Origin of the sequence: Chlorogloeopsis sp. ULAP01 (assembly GCF_030381805.1) — a bacterium.
In the GTDB taxonomy this organism is placed as follows: Bacteria; Cyanobacteriota; Cyanobacteriia; order Cyanobacteriales; family Nostocaceae; genus Chlorogloeopsis.
The window spans coordinates 57,220-69,135 of sequence record NZ_JAUDRH010000020.1; the positions used below are offsets into that span (position 1 = coordinate 57,220).

The 11,916-nt window shown below is 42.2% G+C and carries 9 protein-coding genes; 7 read left to right on the plus strand and 2 right to left on the minus strand.

Features of this window, described 5'->3' with window-relative positions; all coding sequences use genetic code 11:
- Positions 1-119 precede the first annotated feature (119 nt).
- The gene (locus tag QUB80_RS31540) at positions 120-1,463 is read right to left on the minus strand and encodes an adenylosuccinate synthase (protein ID WP_289793401.1); all 1,344 of its coding nucleotides are present in this window, start codon (positions 1,461-1,463) and stop codon (positions 120-122) included.
- Between the two features lie 398 nt (positions 1,464-1,861).
- Here QUB80_RS31540 and QUB80_RS31545 point away from each other — a divergent pair, with 398 nt between their 5' ends.
- Together QUB80_RS31545 and QUB80_RS31550 are read left to right on the plus strand one after the other, a co-directional pair.
- Positions 1,862-4,765 (plus strand): PAS domain S-box protein, encoded by a 2,904-nt coding sequence (locus QUB80_RS31545; RefSeq protein WP_289793402.1) that lies wholly within the window; start codon positions 1,862-1,864, stop codon positions 4,763-4,765.
- A 357-nt stretch (positions 4,766-5,122) separates the two neighbouring features.
- Positions 5,123-6,169, plus strand: a complete 1,047-nt coding sequence (locus QUB80_RS31550) for an adenosine deaminase (protein WP_289793403.1) — start codon at positions 5,123-5,125, stop codon at positions 6,167-6,169.
- Between the two features lie 247 nt (positions 6,170-6,416).
- On the opposite strand, the gene QUB80_RS31555 is transcribed toward QUB80_RS31550, so the two are convergent.
- Positions 6,417-6,737 (minus strand): rhodanese-like domain-containing protein, encoded by a 321-nt coding sequence (locus tag QUB80_RS31555; protein ID WP_289793404.1) that lies wholly within the window; start codon positions 6,735-6,737, stop codon positions 6,417-6,419.
- A gap of 227 nt (positions 6,738-6,964) precedes the next feature.
- On the opposite strand from QUB80_RS31555, the gene mutL reads away from it, so the two are divergent.
- The 5 genes from mutL to QUB80_RS31580 are packed head-to-tail and all read left to right on the plus strand — an operon-like array spanning position 6,965 to position 11,905.
- Positions 6,965-8,650 carry a DNA mismatch repair endonuclease MutL gene (mutL, locus tag QUB80_RS31560; protein ID WP_289793405.1) on the plus strand — a complete coding sequence of 562 codons (1,686 nt, stop codon included), beginning with the start codon at positions 6,965-6,967 and terminating at the stop codon, positions 8,648-8,650.
- Between the two features lie 44 nt (positions 8,651-8,694).
- Positions 8,695-9,096 carry a MerR family transcriptional regulator gene (locus QUB80_RS31565; RefSeq protein WP_289793406.1) on the plus strand — a complete coding sequence of 134 codons (402 nt, stop codon included), beginning with the start codon at positions 8,695-8,697 and terminating at the stop codon, positions 9,094-9,096.
- Positions 9,097-9,152: 56 nt separating this feature from the next.
- Positions 9,153-9,941 (plus strand): glucose 1-dehydrogenase, encoded by a 789-nt coding sequence (locus QUB80_RS31570; RefSeq protein WP_289793407.1) that lies wholly within the window; start codon positions 9,153-9,155, stop codon positions 9,939-9,941.
- Positions 9,942-9,946: 5 nt separating this feature from the next.
- Entirely contained in the window at positions 9,947-10,900 is a 954-nt protein-coding gene (locus tag QUB80_RS31575; RefSeq protein WP_289793408.1) for a hypothetical protein, read from the plus strand.
- A 21-nt stretch (positions 10,901-10,921) separates the two neighbouring features.
- Positions 10,922-11,905, plus strand: a complete 984-nt coding sequence (locus QUB80_RS31580) for a Vgb family protein (protein WP_289793409.1) — start codon at positions 10,922-10,924, stop codon at positions 11,903-11,905.
- Positions 11,906-11,916: the final 11 nt, after the last annotated feature.

The following is an 11,916-nucleotide window of genomic DNA, read 5'->3' on the forward strand; positions in this document are numbered from 1 at the left end:
ATCAAAATTTAAAATTTGTGAGAGCACTCACACACAAAGGACACTTGGCTGCTACAGAAACCGTAATTGCCAGTGTCCTCCCCAAGTCCCAAGCTGGGATGAAAATAATAACGTATCCCCTACGCACTCAGCAACGAAGCAGGCGTACCGTCAGCGTGCAACAAAGCGCGTTTAGGACCGTGAATGGGGTCTTCAACAATGATAGTTTGATCGCGGCTTGCTCCTAAAGAAACGATCGCGATCGGAACTTCCATTAATTCTGCCAAAAACTTTAGATAATCCAACGCTTGCCGTGGCAAGTCTTCCAAAGTGCGGCAGTTGGCTGTAGATTGCTGCCATCCCGGCATAGACTTATAAATAGGACGACAACGGGCAAACTTACGAGCGCTGCTAGGAAAATGTTCGCAACGTTCCCCATCGATCTCGTAAGCCACACAAACTTTGATTTCCTCTAGTTCATCAAGAACATCTAGTTTGGTAATTGCCAGACAATCCATACCGTTGATCCGCACAGCGTAACGACCAATTACAGCGTCAAACCAGCCACAGCGACGCTTGCGCCCGGTTGTTGTTCCAAATTCGGCACCACGCGCACACAATAATTCTCCCACTTCCCCGTCCAATTCGGTCGGGAAAGGCCCCTCGCCCACACGCGTAGTGTAAGCTTTAGCTACTCCAATCACGCGGTCAATCATTGTCGGCCCAAGCCCTGTGCCGACACAAGCTCCTCCCGCCACCGGATTAGATGAGGTGACATAGGGATAAGTACCGTGATCTAAATCGAGCAGAGTTCCTTGCGCTCCTTCAAACAAGATATTGCGCCGTCGTTGAATTGCATCGTATATTTTTAAAGAGGTATCAACGACGTGGGGACGCAGCCGTTCTGCATACCCCAGATATTCGTCTATTACCTTTTGCGGATCTAAAAGTGGTAGATTGTAAAGTTTTTCTAGAATGACGTTTTTATAATTGATCGTCCACTCTAACTGCTTGCGCAGCCCTTCAGCGTCCATTAAATCTAAAATCCTGATTCCTATCCGCTCTGATTTGTCAGCATACGTAGGGCCAATACCCCGGCCGGTGGTACCAATTTTGTGGCTGCCCCGGCGTTCCTCCGATGCCTGGTCAATCAATCGATGATAGGGCATCGTCACGTGGGCTGTTTCAGAAATAAACAGATTATCAGTGGAAATTCCTAGTTGTTTGAGCTGATCGAGTTCTGCGATTAAAACCTGTGGATCGATTACTGTCCCACAACCAATAATGCACTCCGTATTCGGGTACAAGATACCAGAGGGAATCAAGTGCAGTTTAAAGGTCTGACCCTTAACGACAATTGTGTGTCCAGCGTTGACACCCCCTTGGTAACGCACTACAACATCGGCGGAGCGGCTGAGTAAGTCGGTTATTTTTCCTTTTCCTTCATCGCCCCACTGGGCACCTATGACAATGACGTTAGCCAAGTGTTTATTTTAGAGAGCTACAGTTTCCACAAACAATCATTATGCGCATATTTAATCACTTATGTCAAGGTTGTAAGCAATTTGATTTATGTTTGTGAGGATCGCACTCGCTTTAACAAATTGCTATCAATTGATTGGTTCTTTTTACTGCTAACATCAATAATTAATATGATTAATTTTTATTAATTACTTTATTGTTTAAGAAATTAAAGATTATTGTAAGATTAATTTTACTTATTTTTGCTTAATGCTACTGGCGATATAGTTCCAAAAATCATCTATTTGAAAAAGCCTCATAAGCATATTAATTATTCAATCAAAATTTTAGTTAGGTGATATCAAAATTTAAATCTGAAAGCTAAAGATTACACAGGTATCTTTACCGGAATTATCACCCAATGAAGCTATCAATTACACAAAAGCTGGCAGTAGGATTTGCAACTGCATTGGCAGTTGTAGTTGGAAATGCCATAGTCTCCTATTGGAACACTTTGCAGCTGATTGATAATGAGCGATGGGTACAACATACTCACAAAGTGCTAACTCAACTTGAGAGTACACTTTCGACATTAGAAGATGCTGAAACTGGGCAGCGTGGCTATTTAATTACAGGAGATACAAGTTATTTGGAATCTTATTTTACCGCAGATGTGGAAATAAATGAACATATCAAAAGACTGAGAAAATTAACAGCAGATAACCCCAACCAACAGGAGCAAATTTCTTTACTTGAGCAGAAAATAATCAAGAGATTTGAGCTACTCCAACAAGGACTTTCTTTGCGTCAAAACCAAGGATTTGCACCTGCACAAGAGTTAGTCATGTCTGGTAGAGGAAAAAAGGTAATGGATGAAATCCGCCAGATAATTCAACAAATGCAGCAGGCGGAAAATTCACTATTAGAAAAACGAAGTCAACTGTCGCACACAAGCTCTCAGCAGATGATCGCTACCTTCACCCTCGCTGCTCTTCTGAATTTTGCGCTCATCGTAACACTTTACATATTTATCAGCCGTTACATCAGTCAAAATCAAAAGTCACAGAAGGCGCTACAAAATAGCGAGCAACAATTTCGCGCTACATTTAATCAGGCTGCTGTCGATATTGCTCATGTCGCTCCCAATGGTAAATGGTTACTAGTAAATGAAAAGATTTGCGAGATTCTTAGCTACAGTCGTGAGGAGTTACTCAACCTAACATTTCAAGATATTACTCATCCAGAAGATCTCGATACTGATTTAGAGTTTGTACGGCAAATTTTAGCGAATAAAATTCAGACGTACTCGATGGAGAAGCGTTACATCAGAAAAGATGGCGATCGCATTTGGGTAAATTTGACTGTATCGCTGGTACACGAATCAAGTGGAGAGCCTAAATATTTTATTTCTGTTGTCGAAGATATTACAAAACGCAAACAGGCAGAACAAGCGCTGCAAATATCGCTCAAAGACTTGGCAGACATGAAGTTTGCTTTAGATCAAGCTGCAATTGTGGCATTTACTGATGATGAGGGAAAAATTACATACGTCAACGATAAATTCTGCGAAATTTCTCAATATTCTAAAGAAGAACTTTTAGGGCAAAATCATCGCATTATTAATTCTGGTTATCACACGCGAGAATTCTTTCATCAAATGTGGGCAACTATTACCAGAGGACAGGTGTGGAGAGGCGAAATCAAAAATCGTGCCAAAGACGGCACCTTTTACTGGGTAGATACAACAATTGTGCCACTTTTAGATGCCCAAGGAAAACCTTTTGAATACGTAGCGATCCACAGCGACATTACTCAGCGCAAAGCTGCCCAAGAGAAAATACAAGAGCAAGCACAGCTTTTAGATCAATCACAAGATGGGATTTTTGTCATAGATATGGCAGAATGCATCGTGTATTGGAATAAAAGTGCGGAAAATTTATTTGGCTGGACAAATAAAGAAGCGATCGCAAAAAAAGCCAGCGAACTTGTCTTTAAAAATACTTCTCCCCAATTGCAAGAAGTACAAGAAATTGTTGCTCAATCTGGCACCTGGCAAGGCGAGTTATATCTGGTAAAAAAAGATAGCAAAGAAATCATCGTCGATAGCGGTTGGACATTGGTAAGAAATGACAACCAGCAACCGAAATCAATCCTCATTGTCAATACTGATATTACAGAAAAGAAAAAACTAGAAGCGCAATTTTTACGCGCTCAACGCCTAGAAAGTATTGGCACCTTAGCAGGTGGTATCGCCCACGATCTCAACAACGTACTAGCACCAGTTTTGATGTCTGTACATCTGTTGCGGATGAAATTCCCCGAACCGCAGAATCAGCAACTGCTAACATTGATGGAAGACAGTGTCAAATGTGGGGCGAATTTGGTTAAGCAGGTATTGTCTTTTGCTCGTGGTTTGTCAAGCGATCGCGCTATTTTGCAACTCAAGCATATCATTCGAGAAATTGAGCAGATTATCAAAGAGACATTTCCCAAATCGATTGAATTGCAAACAGATTTACCAAAAGACCTGTGGACTGTTTATGGTGATGCTACTCAAATCCATCAAGTATTGATGAATTTAGTAGTTAATGCTAATGATGCCATGCCAAATGGCGGAGTACTCAAAATTGTTGCTGAAAATGTGGTACTTGATGAACAGTACGCCAGAATGCATCTTGATGCCCAAGCGGGGACTTATACAGTCATTACAGTCGAGGATACTGGCATAGGTATGCCGCCAGAAGTCCAAGAACGGATTTTTGAGCCATTTTTCACTACCAAAGAAGTAGGTAAAGGCACGGGGTTAGGACTTTCTACGGTAATTAGCATTGTCAAAAATCATGGTGGATTTGTCAATGTCTATAGTGAAGTGGGTAGAGGCACAAAATTTCAAATTTACTTCCCAGCATCAGAGGGCGCTGAAACTCAGCAATCTGCTCAAGAAAGAGAAGAACTGACAGGAAATGACGAGTTAATACTGGTAGTAGATGATGAAGTTACTATTCGTGAAATTACTAAAAGTTCTTTAGAAGCTTACAATTACCGTGTCATTACTGCCAGTGATGGTGTAGAAGCAGTAACAATATATGCACAGCAGTGGCAGGAAATTAGTATAGTCTTGCTGGATATGATGATGCCAGCAATGGATGGAGCGATCGCCATCCGCACGTTACAAAAAATCAATCCTGATGTCAAAATTATTGCTACTAGCGGACTGCTGTCACAGCGAACAATTGCCGAATCTCAAGGCACAGGAGTAAAAGCATTCTTATCAAAACCTTGTACGGCGAAAGATTTATTATTGGCGATTAGTGCAGTTAAGTAGAAGGCAGTCACGATGAAACAAGTTTCACCCCCAGACATGAAAAACCTCACCCCGTCCTGTCGGACACCCCTCTCCTTAGCAAGGAGAGGGGCAGGGGTGAAGTGACTTTCAAGCTAGAAGGGGGAGAAAAACGCAAAGACAGTGAGACGCTGTGACACGGAGACAAGGGGAGGGCACTTCCGTGCGGAGGTTCCCTCCGTTGAGGAAAGTGTCCGTCGACAAGGAGAGAAATAAACATTTCCCCCAACCCTGTTCCCTATTTTCAAGACAAACTTACAAAAACTTCATCCGAGTGTCGGTTGTTTTTTAATTTGCTACTGTTAATAATAATTAACATTTATTCCTAGAAAGATTTTTATGGCTTTATACGCAGAATTACACAGGCATCTGGGTGGTTCGGTTGTACCGCGAGTTCTGTGGCGATATTTTGAGCGCCATTCTTCGGAACTAATTTCTCGGTTTGCTGACTATCCAGAATTTGAAGAGTTTTACACGCGTCCTCGCAACACATTAGATGAGTATTTAGAGTTGCACACCCTTGTGGAAAGCGTGCAAACAGTGGAAACTTTGCCTTACTTTATTTATCGCTTACTTCGGGGTGCTTACATTTTTGAAAATTTAGCGTATTTAGAACTGCGTTACACCCCTTATTTGCGAACACCCGAATATCTCAGTCAATCTCAGAGAATTGATAAGATGGCGGAAATTGTTGATGTGGTGGGTAGAGCAAGCAAAATCTCAGAATATCCAATTGTTACCAGTCAAATTTTGTGTATGCACTCCCGCCTACCCTACGAGGTAAATAAGGCGATTGTTGATCTAGCAGCACAAAGCAAGCAGTATGTTTGTGCAGTAGATATTGCTGGCGGAGATAGCTACTATCGCGATCGCCTCCAAGAATGGAGCGAGCTATATGAATATGCCTTGTCTTTGGGAATTAATACCACAGGACATCTTTACGAAACTACTGCTGGCTTTTACCCAGAACTTTTACCCTACTTAATGCGGATTGGACATGGGATTCAAATACCCCTGCTGTATCCCGAACTACTGCCAGATTTAGCCAAACGAAACCAATGTTTGGAAGTTTGTCCCACAACCTACTTAAAAACTGGTACTTTACAGGATATCCGCCAACTGAAACTGGTTTTTGACCGTTGTTTCGATGCTGGAGTAGATATTGCCATCTGTACTGATAATGCCGGATTGCACAATGTGCGTCTGCCGTTTGAGTACGAAAATCTCTTGACATACGACATTATTAACTTTGAACAGCTCCAAGCTTGTCAGGACGCTGCTTTTCGCCATGCTTTTGCTTGGCCTTACACTCAACGCCCAGCATCTATGTTAAATGGTTTACTCAAGCCTCAATCAGCCCAGATTCTAGCGATGAAAACTAATTAATCATTGCTAAAAAATGAGACACTTACAAAGTCTAAAAATGTTGCAGTAAGTGAATTTTTATTATTTTTTATTTAAGGATTTGATGGAAATGCATAGTGATTTGCAAACAGTTGATTAACTGATAGCACAGTATGTATTTCCTTTCAATCAAATGAGTTTGAACCGCAAAATTACAGCTATAGACATTAACAAGAACAGTACTGCACATTGTGCAGTACATCAATAACGAAGCCAGTAATTTAATAATTTAGATTTCTTCTGTTGCACCTCCAACAGACTTCCAAGCATTAAGACCACCTTTAAGTTCTGTTACGTGGGTAAAACCTTCCTGGTGTAGGGTATTTACCGCTTGGGTGGTTTCTGCATCATTTTCACCATAAACAAAAATTTCACGTTTAGTGTGAAAACTAGATTTAGCACGTTCAGCTAAATCTTTTATCGGTAATGATACTGCTCCAGTAATATGAGCTTTGTTGAAGCTATGGCGATCGCGTACATCCAGGATTGTAAAACCCGGTTGACCCCATTCTAGGCGCGATTTTAAGTCATGGGCAATAGAATCAATCATATAGCCACCTCTTGTTACTTTTTACTCGGTTATTTGCCGCTTTTCGCCTCAACAGCAATCTACCAAAAAACTGATTTTCATCGGGATTTTTTTAAAAATAATAAATATTTTTTCAAAGTTTAAATTGCTTTGTTTAGTTATTTTGCAAAATATGAATTAATGTATATTGAGTTCATGAAATTTGTTTAAATAATACAGTGGTTGCTTTCTCGCCTACACTGGAGTGTATGGTATCTACGATACAAACTTTACCAACAGAAGTTGTACATTTAATCGCTGCTGGAGAGGTAATAGACTCTTTAGCTTCTGTAGTGCGGGAATTGGTAGAAAATTCCATAGATGCAGGTGCAACGCGGATTGTGGTTTCGATTTGGCCGGAGCAGTGGCGCGTGCGGGTAACAGACAATGGTTGTGGAATGAACCTAGAAGACTTACAGCGAGCCGCATCAGCCCACAGCACAAGTAAGATCCGCATCTGTGCAGATTTATGGAAAATTACTAGTTTGGGATTTCGCGGTGAAGCGTTGCACAGTTTGACGACTTTGGCTGATTTAGAAATTTTGAGTCGCCCAGCCCCTTCTGTGGAAGGTGGGGTTTGTGGATGGCGAGTAGTTTACGGCTATACAGGAGAAGTAGTACATTTAGAGGCAGCAGCGATCGCTCCTGGTACGGTTGTCACAGTCTCCAACCTGTTTGGTAATTGCTTGGGGCGACGGCAAGGTTTACCCTCAACAGCACAGCAAATGAAAGTGGTGCAAACCACAATCCAACAAATTGCCTTATGCCATCCCCACATCGCTTGGCAAGTTTGGCAAAATGACCGTGAATGGTTTACCATCTCCCCAGCCTCAACGATGGGACAACTGATACCGCAAATTCTTCATCAAGTGCGAGCTAGCGATTTGCAAGAGTTGCAGGTAGAAATACCTGAAAAAGAGTCACAAGCGAATGATTCAAAGCTGAATTTGGTAATCGGATTACCCGATCGCGCTTCACGCCATCGCCCGGATTGGTTGCGGGTAGCTGTAAACGGACGGATGGTAAAAACATCGGAACTAGAGCAAACTATTTTAGGGGCATTTCACAGGACGTTACCACGCGATCGCTATCCCATTTGTTGCCTGCATCTTTTGATTTCTCCAGGGCATATTAACTGGAACCGTAACCCAGCGAAAACAGAAATTTACCTCAACGATGTAAATTACTGGCAACAGCAAATTAGTCAGGCGATTGAACAAGCACTCCGCCTTAATTCTGCCACTGTTAAGGAAGCTGTTCACACTAGTCGAGTCGGGAAATTAATCAAAGCTGCTGAAGAAAAAAGTAACTATAATATCAACCCTTCCCAGCCAGCTGAACCAAATCAAACTTCCCACTACTTAACAGCCGTCGGTCAAGTTAATAACACCTATATTGTTGCCGAACATCCGGGTGGTTTGTGGTTAGTAGAACAGCACATTGCTCACGAACGAGTTTTGTACGAGCAATTATGCGATAACTGGCAACTAGTCCCCGTCGAGCCGCCAATAATTCTCTATCAATTATCGCCAGCCCAAGTATCGCAATTGCAACGCATCGGTTTAGATATAGAACCCTTCGGCGAACAGCTTTGGGCAGTTCGCAGCCTACCCGCACTATTGCAACAGCGAGACGACTGTGCAGACGCAATTTTAGAACTGAGTTGGGGAGGTGACTTACAAACAGCACAAGTAGCTGTTGCTTGTCGCAGTGCTATTCGCAACGGTACACCCCTGAGCTTACCAGAAATGCAAACACTACTAAATGACTGGCAGCGTACTCGCAATCCTCGTACTTGTCCCCACGGACGCCCAATTTATTTGTCTTTGGAGGAATCAGCCTTAGCGCGGTTTTTCCGGCGTCATTGGGTAATTGGTAAGAGTCATGGGATTTGATAGGGTATTGACTTAGAGCGCACTCTAACTTGTAGAGTTTTTTCATGACTAGTGAATTAACCATCCAACAAGTTGCAGAGGCAACAGGTTTAAGCGTCCACGCTTTACGGTACTACGAAAAAGTTGGACTTTTGGCTCCAATTCAACGCGCAGCCAACGGCCATAGACGATATTCTGTTGAAGATGTTGCTTGGTTGGAATTCCTAGTCCGACTGCGGACAACAGGTATGTCGATTCAACAAGTTCTTGCCTTTGCAAATCTAGTTCGTGAAAATCCTCATGATGTTCAACAAAGACGTCTGCTTTTGGAAGCACACCGCGATAAAGTCAGGCAAAATCTTGAAGAATTGGCTCATCATCTACACGTGATTGAGTTGAAAATTGCACACTATCAAGAACTAGAAGCAAAGGGAGAAAGTGATCGCAACTGTATCTTCAAAGAATAACTATCTGAAACAAGCGTTAGAATCTGAACCCTCATTAAACAAATAGGAGACAATCCATGCGATTCCAAAATAAGGTTGTCCTCGTAACTGGGGGCAATTCTGGGATTGGTTGTGCCAGCGCGATCGCTTTTGCCAGGGAAGGCGCAAAAGTTGCGATCGCAGCTAGACGCGAGCAAGAAGGGCAGGAAATCGTTCAGCTGATTAAGGAAAGTGGTGGTGAAGCTACATTTATTCAAACTGATGTTTCTAGCAGTGAAGAAATCGCCACACTCATCTCTAAAACTATTGAAATTTACGGAAGATTGGATTGTGCCTTCAACAACGCTGGAACGGAAGGTATTTTTGCTCCCATGCTGGAACTTAGGGAAGAAGATTGGGATAGAACGATCGCTGTCAACCTGAAAGCAGTCTGGCTGTGCATGAAGCATGAAATTGAGACATTTCTGAAACAGGGAACGGGTGGAGTAATAGTGAACACTTCTTCCTGGCTAGCAGTTGGCGCATTGGTGGGTTCAACCATTTATTCCGCTAGCAAAGCTGGAATTGATGGGTTAATGCGATCGGCAGCTCTTGAATTTGCTCAATCTGGTATCCGTATAAACAATATTAATCCAGGCATTATAGATACACCGATGCTGCGTCGGTTTGGTAATGATGCGGCGTTTCTCAAACCATTTATTGCCCATACTCCCATGCAACGTTTGGGAACCCCACAAGAAGTTGCCGAAACTGTTCTTTGGCTATGTTCAGACGCTGCTTCATTTATGAATGGTCAAAGTATTTTAATTGATGGTGGGTGGACTATTCCAGGTATAAGAAATTGGTTACAAGCTTCAGGAGAGTAGCCCAAGTGAAACTTTTCTTAGGCAAAAAATTTCTGTTTATTTTGGGGATTTTTGTGGCTTATTTTATGTGGGTAACTTTTCCTGCCCATGCCATCAATTTTATAGAAGATTTTTCTCATCCCGAAAGTATTACTATTGACTCAACTGGACAAAGAATATTTGTATCCAATATCGGTGTGAATATGGAACCTAGCTCCAAAGATGGAGATGGTTTCATAAGTGAAATAACAGCGAATGGAAGATTAGTACACAAATTTTTTACGCCCAAGGGAGCTTTAAACGCACCCAAAGGGCTAGCTGTAGCAAATAATATTCTCTATGTTGCAGATATTGACCGTATAGTTGGATTTGACATTGAAAGCGGCAAACAAGTATTTGAACTGGACTTATCAAGTCGTATTTCTTTTATCAATGATTTGTTAGCTTTGAACGAACAAACACTTCTTGCTTCAGCTTCCGACACTGGAAAAATTTATCAAGTGTCCCTAGCAGAGAATCAAGTTTCGATTTTACATGGCTGTGTTCCCGGTGCCAATGGTATTACTTACGATGCCAAAACTAACACTATTTATGCTGTGGGTTTAGGAAAAAACTTTAATGGCAAAGGAGGTATTTACGAACATGATTTATCAATTTCTCCAAACAAATTTGAGCAACTTGATGTTCCTACTGGTTTCTTTGACGGCATTGCTTATTTGGATGAAAAACACCTAATTTACTCAGATTGGGTTGAAATTAAAAAGCCTACACAAGGTGCTATTTACATCTACAACATCAATACCAAAAAACTAGATAAACTCAAACTACCAATAAAAGTTCATGGCCCAGCCGATTTTTATTACCAAGCTACTACCAATCTTCTCTGGTTACCACTAACTTTGGATAATCGGGTTGCCATCCTCAAATTAAATGAAATATTACCAAAGCTTAAAAAATATTGGCGAGAAGAAACAATTTAGTTGATATTAATTGATTAATTCATGCTGAAGAAATTCCTTTATACAGCTGCAATTGTAGTGTTTACCTTTGGCTCAGTTCAGTCTTTAGCTGCGCCCGTGGATGTACTAGCCCCTATTGAACTAACTTCTAATTTTCAATATCCAAATGGAATTACACGTGCCAGCAACGGTACTTTATACATTGGTTCGGTTACGAGCGGACAAATACTACGTATCAATCCTCAAGGCAAAATCGAAACCTTTTTTGCTGGAAATGACGAAGTGTTTGCTGCCAATGCTCTGCGGCTAGATGAACGACGAGGAATCCTTTGGGGAACTTCTTCCGACTTTCTGGGAGTTCGCACTCTGAATGGTGAAACTATCCGTCGCCCACATCGGATTTTTGCCATTGATACGCGCACGGGTAAGATTTTGCGTGTCATATTAATGCCCGATAGTGGTTTTGGTAACGATATTGCACTTGATGAAGATGGCGGCGTTTATGTTACAGACAGTTCACGCCCGCGCATTCACTATCTCGCGCCTGGAGCAACTCAACTCCAGATTTGGGCAGAGGACAAACGGTTTGCCTCCAAAGAAATAGGGCTTGCTGGTATTGCTCGTAAATCTGATGGTACAACCATCGTCGGTTTGTTCTCTGCTGGAGAAATCTTGAAAGTAATACCTCAGCCCCAAGGTGGCGTGAAAGTTGAGCCTATACTCCTTGTACGCAAGCTTGAAAATCCTGACGGAATGCAGTTCGCGTCTGATGGGCGTTTGCTTGTCATTGAAGGTGCGATCAACAGTGGTAACGGTAGCCTCCTACGCATTGATGTACTTTCTCCTGGAACTCAACCCAAATCTATAGAAACCTTGGCTCGTGGCATGGAGTCACCCGTTAACTTAACTGTAAGCGATCGCGAGATCTGGGTTACGGAAGCACGTATTCGCCACCGTCTTCTTCCAGGGCAGGAAAAACAGATCCCTGATCGCTTCTTTATCCGTCGTTTCACCTTGCCACGTTAAGTTTTTGTGTC